Annotated in this window: 14 protein-coding genes and 1 tRNA gene; 10 read left to right on the top strand and 5 right to left on the bottom strand. The window is 48.8% G+C overall.

Annotated features, from left to right (window positions below; all coding sequences use genetic code 11):
• Positions 1-187: 187 nt before the first annotated feature.
• The 5 genes from EEX84_RS08925 (at position 188) to EEX84_RS08900 (ending at position 8439) form a co-directional block, all read left to right on the top strand.
• Positions 188-991, top strand: a complete 804-nt coding sequence (locus EEX84_RS08925; protein ID WP_123165286.1) for a pyruvate, water dikinase regulatory protein — start codon at positions 188-190, stop codon at positions 989-991.
• Positions 992-1047: 56 nt separating this feature from the next.
• Positions 1048-3714, top strand: coding sequence for a pyruvate, phosphate dikinase (ppdK, locus tag EEX84_RS08920; protein ID WP_123165285.1), 2667 nt, complete (start codon positions 1048-1050; stop codon positions 3712-3714).
• A 593-nt stretch (positions 3715-4307) separates the two neighbouring features.
• Complete coding sequence (locus EEX84_RS08915) at positions 4308-5618, top strand: amidohydrolase (protein ID WP_123165284.1); 1311 nt, start codon at positions 4308-4310, stop codon at positions 5616-5618.
• A gap of 356 nt (positions 5619-5974) precedes the next feature.
• The gene (locus tag EEX84_RS08905; protein ID WP_123165282.1) at positions 5975-7501 is read left to right on the top strand and encodes a phytoene desaturase family protein; all 1527 of its coding nucleotides are present in this window, start codon (positions 5975-5977) and stop codon (positions 7499-7501) included.
• Between the two features lie 110 nt (positions 7502-7611).
• Positions 7612-8439, top strand: a complete 828-nt coding sequence (locus EEX84_RS08900; protein WP_123165281.1) for a phytoene/squalene synthase family protein — start codon at positions 7612-7614, stop codon at positions 8437-8439.
• 212 nt (positions 8440-8651) lie between these two features.
• On the opposite strand, the gene EEX84_RS08895 is transcribed toward EEX84_RS08900, so the two are convergent.
• Positions 8652-9509 (bottom strand): AraC family transcriptional regulator, encoded by an 858-nt coding sequence (locus EEX84_RS08895; RefSeq protein WP_123165280.1) that lies wholly within the window; start codon positions 9507-9509, stop codon positions 8652-8654.
• Positions 9510-9681: 172 nt separating this feature from the next.
• Between EEX84_RS08895 and EEX84_RS08890 the strand changes: the two genes are divergently transcribed.
• The 3 genes from EEX84_RS08890 to EEX84_RS08880 all read left to right on the top strand — a co-directional run bounded on the left by EEX84_RS08890 (position 9682) and on the right by EEX84_RS08880 (position 11987).
• Positions 9682-9765 (top strand) — tRNA-Leu (locus tag EEX84_RS08890).
• Between the two features lie 215 nt (positions 9766-9980).
• Entirely contained in the window at positions 9981-11042 is a 1062-nt protein-coding gene (locus EEX84_RS08885) for an S-layer homology domain-containing protein (RefSeq protein ID WP_123165279.1), read from the top strand.
• Between the two features lie 294 nt (positions 11043-11336).
• A complete protein-coding gene (locus tag EEX84_RS08880) occupies positions 11337-11987 on the top strand; it encodes a hypothetical protein (protein WP_123165278.1) in 651 nt (216 codons plus the stop codon).
• Positions 11988-12092: 105 nt separating this feature from the next.
• On the opposite strand, the gene EEX84_RS08875 is transcribed toward EEX84_RS08880, so the two are convergent.
• From EEX84_RS08875 to EEX84_RS08865, 3 genes are all read right to left on the bottom strand, one after another.
• Positions 12093-12938 (bottom strand): YsnF/AvaK domain-containing protein, encoded by an 846-nt coding sequence (locus EEX84_RS08875; protein WP_123165277.1) that lies wholly within the window; start codon positions 12936-12938, stop codon positions 12093-12095.
• Positions 12939-13099: 161 nt separating this feature from the next.
• A complete protein-coding gene (locus EEX84_RS08870; RefSeq protein ID WP_123165276.1) occupies positions 13100-13594 on the bottom strand; it encodes a hypothetical protein in 495 nt (164 codons plus the stop codon).
• A 57-nt stretch (positions 13595-13651) separates the two neighbouring features.
• Positions 13652-14599, bottom strand: coding sequence for a neutral zinc metallopeptidase (locus tag EEX84_RS08865; RefSeq protein ID WP_158599104.1), 948 nt, complete (start codon positions 14597-14599; stop codon positions 13652-13654).
• A gap of 512 nt (positions 14600-15111) precedes the next feature.
• On the opposite strand from EEX84_RS08865, the gene EEX84_RS08860 reads away from it, so the two are divergent.
• Both EEX84_RS08860 and EEX84_RS08855 read left to right on the top strand, forming a co-directional pair.
• On the top strand, positions 15112-16842 hold the full coding sequence (locus EEX84_RS08860; RefSeq protein WP_123165274.1) for a DNA/RNA non-specific endonuclease: 1731 nt from the start codon (positions 15112-15114) through the stop codon (positions 16840-16842).
• Positions 16843-17174: 332 nt separating this feature from the next.
• Positions 17175-17843: a carboxymuconolactone decarboxylase family protein gene (locus EEX84_RS08855; RefSeq protein WP_123165273.1), complete on the top strand. Its 669-nt coding sequence runs from the start codon at positions 17175-17177 to the stop codon at positions 17841-17843.
• A gap of 90 nt (positions 17844-17933) precedes the next feature.
• Here the strand turns inward: EEX84_RS08855 and EEX84_RS08850 are convergent, their stop codons facing one another.
• Positions 17934-19004, bottom strand: coding sequence for an aldo/keto reductase (locus EEX84_RS08850; RefSeq protein ID WP_123165272.1), 1071 nt, complete (start codon positions 19002-19004; stop codon positions 17934-17936).
• Positions 19005-19220 lie beyond the last annotated feature (216 nt).

The following is a 19220-nucleotide window of genomic DNA, read 5'->3' as shown; positions in this document are numbered from 1 at the left end:
ACTATAGAGAATAATATTATCTATTTATTTATGATCCCGGCAGTCAATAAAGAAAAGCCGATAGCCTGTGAACACCCGAAATATGGCAAAGAACACTTATCAGAAGGAGGGAAGAGTCACCTTTAGAGGAACGTGCTCTTTTTTCAGTGGGGCATTTTTTATTTTATGGACACGAGGAGCATGCGAAATGAGCCAAAAAGAAATTGTCTATGTCTTATCGGATTCAATTGGCGAAACAGCCGAACGTGTAGTGAAAGCTGTAGCCGTCCAATTCCAGGAAGAAGAAGTGGAAATCCGTCACACTTCGCATGTCAGCAAAAAAGAGGATATAGAGGAAACCATCCAAAAAGCGAAAAGTGAGCATTCCATCCTTGTTTATACCATTGTGGTGGATCATTTGAGAGATTATTTGAATAAACGTGCGCAGGAAGAAAACATAACGGCAGTTGATTTGCTGGCCCCTTTGATGGAGGTGTTTGTCCGGAAATTTGAACGGGAACCTTCCCACACGCCTGGGCTCACGCACGTATTGGATGAAAAGTATTTCCGGAAAGTCGACGCGATTGAGTTCGCTGTGAAATATGATGATGCCCGGGACATTGACGGCATCAAAAAAGCGGACATTGTCTTGATCGGCGTTTCACGGACTTCCAAAACGCCTTTGTCGATGTATTTGGCTTACAGAGGGTTCAAAGTTGCCAATATTCCCTTGGTCCCGGAAGTGCCAGCGCCAACCGAATTATTTGAATTGCCAAAAGGCAGATGCATCGGACTGGTCATCACGCCGGACAATTTAAATGCCATCCGCAAAGAGCGGCTGAAAAAAATGGGGTTGCAGGCGAACGCAAGCTATGCACAAATGGACCGCATTCTGGAAGAACTTGATTATGCGGAGAAGATCATGAAGCGCATCGGCTGTCCCGTTATTAATGTATCGAACAAAGCGATTGAAGAAACAGCAAATGAAGTCGTGGATATTCTGGATCTGTAACTTGCATTTCACCGGAACAGCTTACTTTATTTTATTCAAAACAGGGGGTATTGAGGATGGCTAAGCGAGTGTACATGTTTGATGAAGGAAGTAGTGAAATGAAGGAAATCCTCGGCGGCAAAGGGGCAAACCTAGCCGAAATGACAAATATCGGTTTGCCGGTCCCTTATGGATTCACCATATCCACACAAGCATGCAATGATTATTACGATTCAGGACAACGCATACAAGAAGATGTGGAAACGGAAATCCTGGAAGCGCTGGCTCGATTGGAAGAAACGACCGGAAAGAAGCTGGGCAGTCCAGTTAATCCGTTGCTCGTTTCGGTCCGTTCCGGGTCCGTCTTTTCCATGCCCGGCATGATGGATACAGTTTTGAATTTGGGAATGAATGATGAAACCGTAGAATCGATCGCCCGGTTGACCGGCAATCCCCGCTTTGCGTACGATTCATACCGGCGCTTTATCCAAATGTTCTCGAATGTCGTACTGGAAATAGATGGCTTCTATTTTGAGCAGCGGCTTGAAAAAATCAGAGAAGGCAAAGGGTATCACAGTGATCCGGAAATGACAGCAGAGGATTGGAAAGAAGTTATCTCTGCCTATAAAGAAATCGTAAAAAAACGTATAAAGCAAGAATTTCCGCAGAATCCCATGGAGCAGCTTTTCCTGTCCATCAACGCCGTATTCGATTCATGGAATAACCAGCGGGCCATCGTATATCGCCAGTTGAATAAAATCCCCGGCCATTACGGCACAGCGGTGAATATTCAAAGCATGGTATTCGGAAACATGGGGGATGATTCCGGTACGGGCGTGGCCTTTACACGAAATCCTTCAACGGGTGAATCGCTGTTATACGGGGAATATCTCATCAATGCACAAGGCGAAGACGTAGTAGCGGGCATCCGCACACCAAATCCGATTGAAACGCTGCAGCAGGACATGCCGGACGTATTTACTCAATTCGTTGAAGTATGCAGCCGCCTCGAACACCATTACCAGGATATGCAGGATATCGAGTTTACCGTAGAACACGGAAAGCTGTTTATCCTGCAAACAAGAAACGGCAAGCGAACTGCACAGGCAGCCATTCGAATCGCGGTCGAGATGGTGAAAGAAGGCGTACTTTCACAAAGAGAAGCGATTGGCCGAGTAGAACCGGACCAGCTGAATCAATTGCTTCACCGCCGGATCGACGATCAACATGAAAAAAACCTATTGGCGAAAGGATTGCCGGCATCTCCCGGAGCAGCTACCGGCCAAGTCGTTTTCGATCCGGATGAAGCGGAGCGCTTAAACAAAGAAGGCGTAAAAGTGATTTTGGTCCGTACAGAAACCACGCCGGATGATATCCATGGCATTATAGCGGCACAGGGTGTGGTCACCAGCCGCGGTGGCATGACGAGCCATGCAGCAGTTGTAGCGAGAGGCATGGGCAAGTCCTGTATTTGTGGCTGCGAGGCGTTGAAAATCGATATGCAAAAGCAGCAATTCCAAGTGGGGGATACAGTCATCCACCATTTGGATACCATCACAATTGACGGCGGTACAGGAGAAATCATGGCAGGCGAAATCCCAATGATTGACCCTGAGTTGTCTGATGAATTTGAGCTCCTGCTGTCATGGGCTGATGAGGAAAGGACGATTGATGTCCGGGCGAACGCCGATAATCCGGCGGACGCTGAAAAAGCGGTGGAATTTGGAGCGGAAGGCATTGGGTTATGCCGGACAGAGCACATGTTTATGGAAGCTGCCCGTGTCCCGATTGTTCAGCAAATGATTTTGGCTGAAACGGAAGACAAGCGACAATTGGCACTCGACCAGCTGCTGCCGATGCAGGAAAGCGATTTTGAAGGAATCTTCAAAGCGATGCAGGGACTTCCGGTTACCATCCGCCTTCTCGATCCACCGCTGCATGAATTTTTGCCGGATAAAGAGCATTTGGCGGTGGAAGTGGCCAAATTGCAAATCCTTGAACCGGACTCTCCTCAACTCGCTGAAAAAGAAAAACTGCTGAAACGTGTCCGCCAACTGCATGAATCCAATCCTATGCTCGGTCACCGCGGCTGCCGTCTTGGCATTGTCTATCCGGAAATTTATCAAATGCAGGCAACCGCCATTTTTAACACAGCCACAGCATTGGAAAGCAAAGGGATTTCGGTCAAACCCGAAATCATGATTCCGCTTGTCGGCCATGTGAATGAATTAAAAATCATGCGCCAACTGGTTATCGATGCAGCAGAAGCTGTTCAGCAGAAGACAGGCATTTCCATTGAATACACGATCGGTACCATGATTGAAGTGCCACGAGCGGCGCTGACAGCGGACCGAATAGCAGCAGAAGCGGATTTCTTTTCGTTCGGTACCAACGATTTGACGCAAACCACTTTCGGATACAGCCGGGATGATGCAGAAGGGAAGTTTTTGAAAGATTACATTGAAAACAAGATTCTTCCTGATAACCCATTCGCCGTACTCGATCAAGACGGAGTTGGCGAACTGATCAAAACTGGTATCCGTCTGGGAAGACAGACCCGGCCGTCATTAAAAACCGGGATCTGCGGAGAGCACGGCGGAGAAAAAAGCTCGATTGAGTTTTGTTGCCTGCAGGGGCTGGATTATGTCAGCTGTTCCCCTTATCGTGTTCCGCTGGCGCGTCTTGCCGCTGCCCAAGCCGCTGTGAAACATCACCTTCAAAAGGTGGAAATGACGACAAGCTGAGGCACATGAAAAAAACAACAATTCCAACAGATCGAAGAGACCGGCTCGAGGCAAAACGCCTCAAAGCCGGTCTCTTTTATAAACATCTCGTCTAATGCCTCTGCTGAAAACCTATTCTGTCATCAACTCTTACACCTGGTAAAATCAGAAAAACAAAGGTTCTTCTTCATGAGCTTTCCCGACCGCTTGATTTTTTACAAGGGGAAAAGGTCTAATAATTTTTGGTTATGTTCCTTTTGGAGTACTAGCCACTGATTAGCTCGAGGTTTTATTGCTGGAAAAAAGAGCTTTTTCAGGAATACAGTAAGATCAGTTTGGCACTGCGGATGTGGCGGAATTGGCGGACGCGCTAGATTCAGGTTCTATTCTCTCACAAGGTGCTTATCCAGCACTGGGCGGAAGCTATGCCCAAAGCGGTGTAAAAAGATAATTCTTTACCTCAACTTATAGAGGCAGACCTGCCGCTGCAGGAGCACATGATTTTCACAGAAAAGAATATGTATTCAACTTTTTATGGCATTACAGCCGCAACTTATTGTATCGTTGTAATAACGGAACGAAAACTTCCCTTAATCGACAGGAGATGAGCTTGCATGGCAGACAAAATTGCGGAATTTCTGGAACGGATCGAACCTTCACTGGTGAAGCAGCGGAGAGCGCTGCATCGCCATCCTGAACTGGGCTTTACAGAATACGTCACAACTTATGAGATCTCAAAACAATTGGAGAAACTCGGGTATGCACTGTCACATGGCCACGATATTATGGTCAGCCAGGAACGCATGGGCGTACCGAAACAGCAGGAACTGGAAGAAAACGAAGAACGTGCGCTTGAGCAAGGGGTGCCGCAGGAGTTTTTGAACGTCATGAAAGGCGGTCACACAGGGGTCATCGCCCGCATGGATACAGGACGGCCGGGACCTCATTTTGCTTTCCGTTTTGACATCGACGCATTGCCGATCAACGAAGCGGAAGACCCTGCCCATAAACCACATGAGGAACAGTTCATATCCGAAAGGCCGGGCGTCATGCATGCCTGCGGCCATGACGGGCACGCCTCGATCGGTTTGGGGGTAGCCAATTATCTGCAGGAGCAAAAAGAACAGCTGAACGGCACATTCACGCTGATTTTCCAGCCTGCGGAAGAAGGCGGACGCGGTGCGAAAGCCATTGTGAAAAAAGGCTGGCTGGACGGCGTGGATTACTTTATCAGCGGCCATCTCGGGTTGCATCATTTTGAGCCGGGCGTCATTGCGTCCTCCTCCACCAACTTTCTGGCCAGCTCCAAACTGAATGTGGAATTCAAAGGGAAATCCGCTCACTCAGGACTGGAGCCGAACGCTGGGAAAAACGCGTTGCTCGCGGCATCATCCGCCATGCTTCATCTGAATACCATTCCGCGTCACAAAGACGGAGCGACGCGTGTCAATGTCGGAAAAATGCACGGCGGCAGCGGCCGCAACATTGTGGCTGACTATGCTTATATGGAACTCGAAACGCGCGGAGCCACCAATGAACTGGACCGGTATATGCAGGAACATGCCAAGCGGATTCTTCAGGCGAGTGCAGACCTGTACGATGTCCAGATGACGATCGAAGAAATGGGACAGGCGATCAGTGCGGAAAGCGATCCCGAATGGCATGACATTGTCGTGGAAGCGTGCCGGGGCAGCGAAACGATAATAGAAGTGAAACGCAATCTGCCGCTCGGGGCATCTGAAGATGTGACGTATATGATGGACCGTGTCCAGGAGCAGGGAGGAAAAGCCACGTTCATGATTTTTGCCAGCCCGCTTCCTGCCGGCCATCATCACCCTTATTTCGATTACGAAGAAAAATCCATTTCGGCAGGCGTCGAAGCGATCACCCGTACCGTCGACTATCTTGTCAGGAATAACGGATAACTGCGGATACAGCTGTCCGCTGAGCCGTTCAAGTTTTTTATCGGGTGTTCAAGTTTTGTCTCTGTTTCATATTCATGATATTCATTCGCTATACTCACACTCCCCAAACGCCGTGTCCGGAAACCCTTGAGTTTCCCGGACACGGCGTTTGTCTGTTTGGCCGAAAAAGCGCAGTCCGGCGGGCTTCTGAACTGCTCGCTGTTATTCTGCTTCATTCTTTATAACTTGCATGCTAAGTGTGCCGCAAAATGGGTATAGAAATAGATAAAGACAAAGAAGCATAACATTCGGCTTCTGAAAAGAAGTTGTGTATACTTTTTATATTATTAATGTATAAGTATTGGGAGGCTTAGGCAATGGGAAATCGGGTGATTATTATCGGAGCGGGACCGGGCGGATTGGCAGCGGGCATGCTGCTATCGAGCAAAGGCTACCAGGTCGATATCTATGAAAAGCAAGACCGTGTCGGAGGACGCAATGCCGCCTTGACGCTTGGCGATTTTACATTCGATACCGGACCGACGTTTCTGAGTATGATGCACTTGGTGGAGGAATTGTTCGAAGCGGTTGGTCGCAATGTCCACGATTATATGGAAGCCGTGGAGTTGGATCCGATGTATGAACTGCGTTTTGAAGACCAGAATTTGGTCATGACGCGCGATGCGCCGGCGATGGCAAAACAGATTGATGAAAATTTCAAAGGCGACGGGGACGGATACCGGCGCTTTATGAAAGAAACAGGAAAAAAGCTGGAAGCACTGTCGCCTTTATTGCAGACGAAAATGGACCGCATGACCGATCTGCTGCAGCCGAAAGTGATCAAGGCGCTGCCGGAACTGGAAGCGGGCAGGACACTTTACGATGTGCTGTCCCGGTATTTCAAAGATGAGCGTCTGAAAATGGCGTTTGCGTTTCAGTCCAAATACCTCGGCATGTCGCCGTGGGAATGCCCGGGTGCTTTTTCCATCCTTTCCTATATGGAGCATGCCTACGGAATTTATCATCCAATCGGGGGCGTCAATCAATTGTCTGCCTCCATGGCAAAAGTGGTGGAAGAACTCGGAGGCCGCATCCATACGGGGTGCGGCGTGAAAAAACTGTGGGTGGAAAAACGTGACGTGAAAGGTGTGGAACTGCTTGACGGCAGCCGGGAAGCAGCGGATGAAGTCATCATCAACGGGGATTTTGCCCATGTGATGACGCATCTGGTGGAACCGGGCATTTTGAAGAAATACACGCCGGAAAAGCTGGACAAGAAAAAGTATTCGTGTTCGACGTTCATGCTGTATCTGGGGCTTGATAAAAAATACGATTTATCGCATCACACGATTGTTTTTTCGAAAGACTATAAAAAGAACGTGGAAGAGATGACCAAATCGAGAATTTTGTCGGCCGATCCATCGATTTACATCCAGAACGCCAGCGTCACCGATCCTACATTGGCACCAGTCGGCAAATCCGCGCTGTACATACTGGCTCCCGTGCCGAACAATTTCAGCGACATCGGCTGGGAAAATGAGCAGGAAGCATTCCGGGAACTGGTGCTCGACACCGTGGAACAGAAGACAGCGTTCAAGGATTTGCGTGAACACATTGAAGTGGAGAAAATGCTGACGCCGTTCGGTTGGCAGGAACAGTATTCGGTGTACCGAGGTGCGACGTTCAATTTGGGGCATCAATTGTCACAGATGATGGTGTTCCGGCCGCATAACAGATTTGAAGAACTGAACAACTGCTGGCTGGTGGGGGGCGGCACGCATCCCGGAAGCGGCCTGCCGACGATTCTGGAATCGGCCCGCATTACCGCCAATGGCATTTTGAAGCAGGACCAGAAAGACAACATTCCGATTGCACCGCTTCCCGCATGGAATGGATCCATATGAACACCGCAAAATCCGTAATCTGCTCTAACTAACGCAGTAACCGATCCACCCGGAAGCCGGACTGCCGGTGGTCGAACTCACGGCGAATTGAAGGAAAGGGGCAATTTTTGATGGACTTGAAACAGGCCTACAGCCATTGTGAACGTGTCATTGCAGAAAACTCAAAGAGCTTTTACAAAGCATTTTCCCTGCTGCCGAAGGAAAAACGCAAAGCGGTATGGGCAGTCTACGCCTTTTGCCGGCAGGCTGACGATATTGTGGACGAAGGAAACCGGCCGGAATCGGAACTGCGGGCGTTCCGGAGCGATTTCGATGATTTTCTGCAAGGGACGGTCCGCGATGAGCCGATGTGGATGGCGCTTGCAGATGTGTTTGAAAACTATGAAATGGAAGCCGGGGCTTTTTATGATTTGATCAAAGGACAGGAAATGGACTTGACCATCCACCGTTACCGGACGCTCGAGGAACTGCTGAATTACAGTTACCACGTCGCCAGTTCAGTCGGCTTGATGCTGCTGCCGATTTTGGCGCCTCAGCGCACGGTTTTGTTGAAAGAAGGGGCAATTTCTCTCGGCTATGCCATGCAAATCACCAATATTTTGCGTGACATCGGGGAAGATTTGTCGATGGGCAGGATTTATCTGCCGGCGGACATCATGAACAAATACGGTCTCAGGGAGGAAGCGTTCAAAGATGGCCAGGTCTCAGAACCGTTTATCCGGGTATGGGAAGAACTCGCCAAAACCGCCGAACTGCATTACGACCAGGCGTTTTTGACGATGGACCTTTATCCGGTTTCTTCCCGTGTTCCGGTCAAAGGCGCAGCACTGGTCTACCGGGAAATCCTGTCAACGATCCGCTCGAAAGATTATGATGTGTTTGCTGAAAAGCATTTTGTCACCGAAGATTCCAAGCAGTCCATCCTGGCTTGTTTGTGACAACAAAGTACAGCGCTGTTTCCACAAGTCGTGAAAATAACCGCCAGATACAGCCGTATCTAACTGTATGAAAAAAGCCGTAGCCGGCAAACACGAAAGTTGCGGTCACGGCTTTTGCATGATTTCCCAAAACGTAGACGTGCTCAGCGTAGGGCTGGTTCAGGGGGCGCGTTTCTCCTGCTTTCTTATCATCCGTAACCGTCCGTCCTTTTCTATTTTACGGCAAGCCATATTTGATTCGAGGCATCGGCACGGTATGGATCAGGCGCGGTATAGGCCTCTATGGCCGGGATGTCAGCCACTTCATAGCCATTTGACGGAATCCATTCGGTATAAATTTGTCTCCAGGCTTCGGGCATGGCGGTCGGGGCGGAACCCTGGACTTCGAACATCACCCATTTGGATTTCGGAAAATCAAGGACAGCAAAATCGCCCGGCTCTTCTCCGGTGTGCTCTGTTGCAATCCAGTAATCAATCGTATTGTTGTCCTCATTGTAGTTGTTGGTGATGCCCAACAAGCCTTTTATGTCGCCGTTCAATAATTGGGCCAGTCTATCCGCGGTGCCATTTGCGTTGACTTCGCTCCAGAATTCAGGAATGCCTGCGACTCCTCCTTGTTCCCCGCATGGACACTCTCTTTTGATGCCCACGACTTGAAAAGCATCCTTTTCAATGATTTGATAGTTCATCGGTTCGGCTCCTTTCAAATTCACTTGAATCACCAGACGGTTATGGGATTGCAGCTTTCCAATCCCTTTTCGTGCGTCGCTCGGACTGACACCATGTTGCTTACGGAAAGCTTTCGTGAAAGCTTCAGGGGTGTCATAACCGTATTTGTACGCAAGATCAATGATTTTGTGGTCGGATTTGATCAGTTCCTGTGCTGCTAATGTCAAACGGCGGCAACGAAGATATTCCCCAACGGACAGGTCTGTCAGAATCAGGAACATACGCTGAAAGTGAAAAGGAGATACATTTGCTTGTTGGGCAATTGCTTCAATTGATGGGTGTTCAAGTAAATGTTGTTCCATATAATCGATCGCTTTTTGCAGTGATTCCACCAGCGCCATGTTTCCACCCCCTTACGCCCATTATAAGCGGAAAGTTTCCGGCATGCCTGTCATTTTGTGCGCTGTTTGGACAGGTTTCATCAATAGTTTTCTGCATCTTCTGCACTGAAATGACGGCTTGACTTTTTCTGAAAGAAAGGTCATAATAATTTTGGTCGTGTTTTTTGACACTGCGGATGTGGCGGAATTGGCAGACGCGCTAGGTTCAGGGTCTAGTGGTGGAGACACCGTGGGGGTTCGAGTCCCTTCATCCGCATCAGTTAAAGCAAAAAGCAAAGAAAAACACCTTTCGTTGGGAGAGCGGGCATGAAAATGCCTGCAACTCTGGCGAAAGGTGTTTTTTTATGGACACAAACGCCATTTATCCGGTTATATTTTTCTGAATAGTTAATTATTTTTAGAGGCGGTAAGAAGCGTGAGCTGGTAAACTAAGTGCAGGAAGCGATTCTATCATCTGGAGGAGTGACAATTGTGAAGAAACTGCTGGGAGTTCTTGTCGTATTGTTGTCTCTGACCCTCGTGTTGCCGGTGGCCGCTGCTGCTCCTGATTTGCCGGAGCAGCATCCGTTTTACGATGAAATGACGTATTTAATGGAGGAAGGGGTGATTACTGGCTATTCGGACGGCACAGTCCGGCCGGATGTGGAAGTGACCCGTGCCCAGGCGGCCGTGATGATCGGCCGGCTGAAAGGGTTGGACGGCACGAAAAAAGCGACGCCGTTCCATGATGTGCCTACGGACCATTACGCCAGCGGTTATATCGCGGAAGCGGCAGAAGCAGGATATCTCCGGGGCCACCGGGATGGTTCTTTCCGTCCGGAAACACCGATGATCCGCGGGGATATGGCGCTGATTGTCGAACGGGTCTTTGAGCTGGCTTTTACATTCGATGCTCGGTTTACGGATGTGCCGTCCACTGCTTCGTATGCGGAAGCCATCAGTAAAATCCTGGCGGCCAATATCACGAACGGTTATCCGGACAATACGTTCCGGCCGCTCCAGGAAGTGACGCGGGGGCAGTTTTCCGCCTTTTTGGCCCGTGGGCTGGAGCCGGAATTCAAGAACGATGCGGTCATTTCGGGTTCCTATCAAAAAGACAAAACCAAAACTTATACCTATCGTATGTCTGATGGGACGACGGCCATCCACCGCTTTGTGGAAGTGCCGGATCGAAACGGCTTAAGCTACGGTTTTATGTGGACGGTCGAAGTGGACGGCGATGTCTATGAGTACCTGGAACTTGAAAATTACCAGTTCTTTGCGTTCGGTTATCCGTATTCCGAGTACGACGTGGCGCTTGTTTATCCGGTGCAGACCGGCCGGACGTTTGACACAGGACTGGGGGATGAAACGATCCGGCACACCATCACCGGCGTCAACCAAACCGTCGAGACCCGCTATAGAACTTTTACGAACGCCACGGAAGTGACGACGAAAGATGGATTCACCTATTACATGGCAGAAGGCTTTTCAACGATCAAATCCATCAACGCAGAAGGAAGAGTGGAGACCGAACTGATAGGGGTGGAATGAAAAAAGCGCAGGTCTGCTTGCCGCCGGTGAAAGCTTATAAAAGCAAAAGGAGCTGGGAACGAAAAAGCCATTTGATAAAAATAAAAATTTTAGTATGTAGCGTTATAGATATATTAATTTTCTGACATTTATAGTATAATAATTTTGCAAGCGTTTTCAATTTCTTGCAATCCTTTGTGAAGGAGGTCGAATTTCTCTCAAAAGACATACAAAAATATTGGTTGCTGTTTGGATCTCTGGAGCCATTGCAAGGGACGGACACAAAATCAAATTTTATGTAAGGGAGAAACGATGATGAAAAAGTTTGCCATAATTTTATTCACTTTTATTTTGGCATTTGGTTTTTCCTCCATGACATTCGCTACCGGCGATGATGGCAAAGGAGACAGCAACACGACTGAAAAAGTAACATTCCATAAAGGCGTCACCACTATTGTAAAAACGACAAAAGAAGTGAGCCATGACAAGATTGTCAAAGAAGAAAAAGACACAGATCATAAAACAGTGAAGAAATCCAAAAAAGCCACTTCCCAGAAAACAGAAGTGGAAAAGAAACGAGAAAAACACCCGAAACACGATTGGTACCGGGATGTCACAATTAAAACGACTTATGACGTGACCAAAACGACCAGTTGGGACCAGGTGACGGCCATTCACACCATCAAAAAATTCACGACACCTGTGAAAATCACCAAAACGACGGTGGTCACGATCAAGCATAAAGGCAAACCGGGAAGCAACGGCAAAGTCATCAGCAAAACAACGGATAAATCCGTTGACAAACAACACGGCAAAACGACAAAAGAAGTGACGAAAGAAAAAGAAACATTTAAAAAGAACGAGAAAACCGATGTCAGCAAGAAAGTCGTCAAGGTAGAGAAAACACATGGAAAATGGATTAAAAACGGCAAAGACAACGGCAAAGGGAAAGACAAGAAACAGTAACTGATCAAAAGCACCGGACTCCTGTCTCATCGGAGTCCGGTGCTTTTATCTGTTTCATTTGATGCGTTTGCCGCGGCATTGGCTTATTGATCTGGAATCTGATACTTAAAATCGCGTTTTGTCATCTTTATCAGTGAGGTGGTCGCCATCCTTGTCGATATCCGCCACTTCACGACGCACCTTCTCATTTACATGCTCCGTCTCCTTGACTTTCTCTTTGCCGACTACGATTTCCTCGGACACCACATCGTTCTTCGAAACGTTGACACGCTCTTCCGAAACCGGAATGTGGATGGTTTTGTTTTCATCGAATCCCTCTGTATCCGTTGCCTCTTCGTTGACCGGCCGGCGCTCGACGTAGACTTCTTCACGCTCTACCGGCACATCGATGGTTTTTTCTTCTTTCACCACATGTTTTCCGACATTGACTTCACCGGTTTGCACACGTTCTTTGTCCACGTTCAAGCGCTCTTCGTGAAGGCGCAAATGTTCTTCGTCATTTGTGGCTGCTGCGTTTCTCGTGTTCGGCTCAGTGCCGAGCGTCGCATCGGTTCCGGCAGTTTGACCGGTTCCCGCTGAGTGGCTGTATCTGTCGTATGAATCACCGTAATCGCTGTCTGCATAAAGGACCAGTTTGCCGTTTCGCACCTGGCGAAAGTATTCTTCCGATTCATCCGGATCCAGTCCCATGCTGCTGAATGCCGCCCTTGAAGACGATTCGTCAGATAAAGCCGATATGAAATTTCCCTTGAATGATCGGTCCTGCTGCTCACGGGCAGCGTCTGTATGAACGTCCGTCTGGTTTTCCACCATGGAAAATGAGTCATGGTTCTGACCGACCACATACATATCCCGCTCATTTACTCCCTGTGCTTTCAGTTCCGTCACTTTGCTCAGTACTTCTGCCTGCGTATCAAAAACGCCGATAAATGTATTTTCTTTTCTTCCCATTGTCTATTCCTCCTGTTCGTAATGGACCTCGTCAATCTTGAATAATGCTAATTTACCCTTGTTCGCTATTGGACTAAACATTTTGTCGGGAACCATCACACGCCGAAAAGCCGTTCCGGGAAACCCCTATGGTTTCCCGGAACGGCTTTTTCAACAGATTTTCAGATGGTGCAGGCGTTTGGCGCCCATTCATAATGTTCATGCCCGTTTTGGTGCCATTGGATCAAATTCAAGACGGTATACGTGCCGGATGGCAAGTTATAAAACGGATGGAACTGCAACTGTCCATGGATGGTAGAATGGCGCCAGCCGGGATTGATTCCCTGATAGAAACCGGTTTGGTGGACATACGCATAGGCAATCGCATTTGGCGAATGAAACCATTCCACATAGTCACTGCCATCCCATCGATAAAGAATAGGGGTCCAGTAGACAACATCATCGCTGAAACCCGACCAGGCGGTTGCATGATTGGGTGGAAAGGCTTTTACCACGACCTGTCCGTTGATCGGTAGATACTCACAAGAAACACCGCGCACTGAATGCGGCGGGGAACCATCACCGGTGCTGTGAGCCCAAACAGAAGTTGCCGACATGCTGATCATCAGGAAACAGGAAACTAAAAGAAGAGACGCGGTTTTTCCAAGATGCTTCATTGGTTGTCACCTTCCTGGGTGTAGTTTTTCCTTTCCTTGAAACGGTGCTGGTGCTCTTTAATATTCAGTAAACAAATAATGATCGCAGCTCGGAGCGTCTCCATTGTTGTAACCAATCATGAATGCTGCCGTCCGTTCTGCCGGGAAACCGTGTGTGATGGCAGGGGCATTGGAGTCGTTTCCGATATCGGACAACGTTCTCATGACTTCTTCGATGTCTCCGTAATCGAGAAGGCCGCGGGAGTAAGCTGAGTTTGCCCATACTCCGGACAAACAATCCGCGTTCAGTTCAATGCTTCGTGAAGTGGCCAGTTGTTCACCGTTGTCGGGGAACCAGCCAAGTTCATCCTGCAGTGAATGCGCATATTCATGGGCCACCAATGCGGCAACAGAAAAATCGCCGGCATTGAACTGGACATTCGATTCATCATTTACTTTATACGTACCTTCCCACAATTTTATAGCGATGGCTTGAGAAAACACAATTTGGTCATCAGTAGGGCAGTAGAAGAAATCTTCATCATTGGTACCCTGTTCCCCGCTGCAGGAACTGTAGACGGATTCTCCCGGTGCCGGAAAAACGTAAGACACCCAGGGTCTTGGGTATCCTGCATCAACCATGATCGGGGCCCAGAAATTATGGACATCAAGAATGACGTATTCGAGAAAATCATACATTGTATAGTCGACATTACTGGTGGTGACGTCGGAATTCAATTCTTCGTCAGCTTCTGCGGTTTCGCCTTCAGGCAACTCGAAAGGCTGAGGCTCTTCTGTCTGTTGAGTGTCAACATTCCGGCTGTCCGGCTGCTGATTGCCTGAGTCCTGAGCATCCGTTTGCGGATCGCCTGAATTCTGGCTGTCAGGTTGCAGATCCCCCGTACGTTGACTGGCCACTTGCAGGTCATCCGGGTCTGAGTTCGAATTTTCCTGTGAGTTAAAGCAGGATGATAATAAAATGGCTGTCACTGCGATAAAAAATAGTTTTGCGATTGTACGTCCCATTACAGGCATCTCCTTATTTTATGATACGAAGATATGCGAAAGCCTCCACAACCCAGCCCTCCGTAAACGAATGAACCCCTATGAACTTTTGGTTTCAAGCTGGTTATACGACCTCCTTCTTTGTCGTGAGTAGGTATTAGGTGAAGCTTAATAAGCAGAAAAGTTATGTAAAGGAGAGAGAACGAGAGGCGAAATGGGCACTTTTAAAAATACTTGTATGATATTAATTTGATTTATTATAGCACTTTTATGCGGGTTTGTATTTAATTAGATTGAATATTTAGAAAATAATATGGTGTGTAATTTATGAGGAAATCTTCGTTTTTAGTCCGGATGCAGTTTTCCTTTTTGGCATGGCGCTGTAGAGCTTCACCAATTTTTTCTTGTCTCTTGTCCGTGAACAGTAAAATACCGCTCTTTTATTCTTCAATCCTTAAACCAATTGTAATCAACCCCACCTTGTTTTAATGTAATGAAAAGTACTGCAAAAACAATCGAAAGAGGTGGCGGGGATGGTAAAAAAGCGGCTCGGCAGCATCGAACAGCAGGCACTGCAGCGGTATTTGGAGTTTGAGAAGAATAAAGACAAAGGAGTGGAAGTGTCTGCTTCGGAAGAAAAACTGCGCGCCCGCACGGCTGTCATTGATGATCGGGATTTGCTGGCGATAGCGCGGATCATTGATCGCAGTGACTTGTTTCCCATCGCCCATCTTGAAGCAGGACTCAATGCCGGCAAAGCCGTTTGCCGGATCGCCATCCGCAACCGCCACGGACAGATTGAAGGATACGGCACCGGCTTCCTGGTAGCACCTTCTTTGCTGTTGACGAATAACCATGTGCTGGAATCCAAACACGCGGCGATGCAGGCGGTGGCGGAATTCAATTTCGAAGACGATGTGAATTTCCAGCCGCGGGACATCATTTCATTCCGGCTGGAGCCGAATCGATTGTTCGTCACTGACCAGGCACTCGATTTCACGCTGGTGGCGGTTCAGGAAACGAATCTGAACGGCCTGGCACTCGAGGATTTCGGTTTCTTGCCGCTGTTGCCACGACCTGGAAAAGTGATGGAAGGTGAATATGTGACCATCATCCAGCATCCGAACGGGGGACCGAAAGCTGTTACGATCCGTGAGAACGAAGTGAAGTTCATTTCTTCCGATTTTATTCAGTATGTCAGTGATACGGAGCCGGGTTCTTCCGGTGCACCGGTGTTCAATGATCAATGGGTGGTCGTCGCGCTGCACCATGCCGGAATCCCGCACTCGGAAGATGACAGCAAGTGGATTGCCAATGAAGGCATCCGCATCAGCTCCATTGTCAGGCACCTGAAGCAGCACAGCAGGCTGATGGATGCAAATGCCCGTGACCTGCTCGACTCTCTTTTAGAGGAGCCCGGTGCGGAAGTCGCTTCAATGGAAGCCGGCGTACTCAGCGCAGAATGGTATCAGTATGTAAGCGGCTATGATCCTGCGTTTCTCGGAAAAGACCACGAAGTGCCGCTCCCGGTATTGACTAAAACCCAGCAGCAAGACACGGCACGGACTACAGAAGGCAAAACGGTGCTCGATTATACGCATTTCTCGATTGCCATGAGCAAAGCGCGGAAGCTGGCATTTTATACAGCGGTCAACATTGACGGCAGCCAGCTGGTAGACATTCGGCGCGGTAACGACCGCTGGTATTTTGATCCGCGGATCGACCGGGAATACCAACTCGGGCCGGAATTCTATAAACACAATGACATCGACCGGGGACACCTCGTTCGGCGTCAGGACCCGAACTGGGGGATGGATGCGGCCAAAGCCAATGAGCACACCTTCCATTTCACAAACTGTTCGCCGCAGCACAAAAACTTCAACCAAAAGAACTGGCTCAGCTTGGAGGATTACATCCTGGAACGCGCCGAAAACCGCGGGTTGAAAGTCTCCGTCTTTACCGGTCCCGTCTTCAGAGCAGACGACCGGCTGTACCGCGGCCACCAGATTCCCGAGCAGTTCTGGAAACTGGCGGTCGTCGTCAAATCGGACGGTACATTGTCAGCCACCGCCTACCTGCAAACGCAGGAAGAACTGCTCGGCACGCTGGAATTTGCTTACGGTGAGTTCGAAACGTTCCAGGTGCCGGTTGCGCGGATCGAAAAGCTGACACAACTCGATTTCGGCGAACTGCGTAACTTCGATCCGTTAGATGCGGAAAAAGAGGCTGCCGTGATTCACAGCGCTGAAGACATCCGGTTGTAGACAGGAAGGGGGCTATACCGAACCAATTAAACGCCAAATCCAATCCGTCCGTTCGAATGAACAATTCGAATGGATGGATTTTATTTTACTGCAGAATGAAGGATTTTTCCGTACTGCAGAAGGCGGAGGCGGGAACAACAGAATTCTACATGCTAATAGGAAGTGCGGTCGGTGAAGAATTGGTTTTATTGCAAACTGTCTGATAATAAGGTTATCATGGACATGGTGTGATTCGCAGGAGCTGCAACAGTTTCTTCAGGGAAACCGAACGATCGGCAGCTTCACGATAAACATAAAAACGGCAAATCAAACACAGAATGGAGAAATGAGAAATGACAACAACACAAAAAAGCGCACTTTACGCAAAAGAAAACTTCGATCGCCTGCCGGAATTAGGCAAACTGGCATCGGATGCCTTCAAGGCATTTGTCCAATTTGACCAGGCAGCACTGCAGGAGAACGAATTGTCCGCGAAACTGAAGGAATTGATTGCGGTCGCAGTGGCTCATACGACAGGCTGCCCGTACTGCATCGACCTGCATGTGAAGAACGCAAAAAATTTGAACACGACCAAGGAAGAAATGGGAGAGTCGATCATGGTGGCCACAGCACTGAAAGCCGGATCGGCACTGGCTCATGGGGTCAACGCGTTGAACGCCTACGACGGGACCGAAGATCCGGAATTATACAAAGAAGAATACTTCAGCCGCCTGGGTGAGTTCTCAAAACTGAACGGCGACATCTTCAAGTCATTCGTTGACTTTGATACAAAGTCGCTGGCAGCCGGATTGTTGACGGTGAAGGAAAAAGAATTGATCGCCGTAGCAGTGGCACACACAACAGGCTGCCCGTACTGCATCGCCTTGCACGTGAAAAACGCCAAAAACAACGGCGCGTCAAAAGAAGAAGTGGCGGAATCAATTTTCGTGGCAACGGCATTGAAAGCAGGATCCGCACTGGCACACGGCGTCAACGCATTGAATGCATTTGACGAAGCGTGAATGAAGGGCATTTGCAGGACAAAAATATATGTTGAAATCCAAATTAAAGCAGGCAGAGAAAAAATTCTCTGCCTGCTTTTTACTTTGTACTCATTCATCCATCCCCATCGATTGCTTATACCCCTTCAAGTAAGTCATTTCAGACGGGCTTGCCATCTCGAAAGAACTCATCGCACGGTGCCAGTTCGGATAAAGAGGAGCTGGCCGGGCAATTGATTCGATTTGGTCATGCTCTTCCTGCGTCAACTGAATATCGAACGACGCAATGTTTTCCTTCAGCTGTTCTTCGTTGCGGGCGGCAATGACAATCGGTCCGACGTTCGGACGGTCCCGGACCCAGGAATAGGCGATTTGCGGTACGGACGCGTTGTGGTTCGCCGCTACTTCTTCGAGTGCATCGATCACTTGGTAGAGGCGTTCCTGATCCTGCACCCACGGTTCCGGCCATCCGCCGCCTTGACGCGTGTTTTCGGGCGCTTCTTTGTGGCGTCCGATTTTGCCGTTCAGCAATCCTTCCCCGAGCGGACTCCAGATCATCGAACTGATGCCCAGTTCTTTGCCGGCCGGCAAAAGCTCATATTCCGCTTCGCGTGCTTCCGGCGTGTAGTAGATCTGCTGGGTGACCGGCGGGATATAGCCCGCCTGTTCTGCAATGGAATAAGTTCTCGCCAGTGCCCAGCCGCTGTAGTTCGACACGCCCCAATGGCGGATTTTCCCTTGTTTCACCAGCTGGGTCATCGTTTCCACAGTTTCTTCAATCGGCGTCCGGCCATCCCACAAGTGGACAAAATACAAATCCAGGTAATCGGTGCCGAGCCGTTCCAGTGAACGATCGATGGACGTCAGAATGTTGTTGCGGGAAGCGCCGCGGGCATTGGGATCTTCTCCAAGAGGGAAACCCGTTTTCGATGTGAGCAGCACTTCGTCACGGCGGCCGCGGATCGCCGCACCGAGCACGCGTTCCGCATCTCCTTTTGAATACAGATTCGCTGTATCAAACATATTGATGCCGGCTTCCAATGACAGATCAATCATCCGGCGGGCTTGATCTTCCTGAACATCGCCGGCGGCTTCAAAACCGTTTGTGCCGCTGAACGGGATGGTTCCGAGTATGTATTTCGGAACGCGCAGCCCTGAATTTCCTAAATAAATATATTCCATGAGTATTCCTCCTTTTATTGAATTGAGACAGTAGTAAGGTACCCGCTGAGCGGCCGCCTAAAACTGGCCTCTATCGCAGGGATGCAATGCAAATTTATACGTATTCAGACAAATAAAATAATTCTAACTAATATATTGCATACGGCTGAATTGTGTGATAAATTAAACAAAACCAATTATGAAGCCTAAACTTCATTTCTGAGAAAAAAGGTGTCT

The organism is Planococcus salinus (genome assembly GCF_003719725.1).
Classification (GTDB): domain Bacteria; phylum Bacillota; class Bacilli; order Bacillales_A; family Planococcaceae; genus Planococcus; species Planococcus salinus.
The sequence above is the reverse complement of the archived record's forward strand: the minus strand, read 5'-3'. Positions and strand labels throughout refer to the sequence as shown.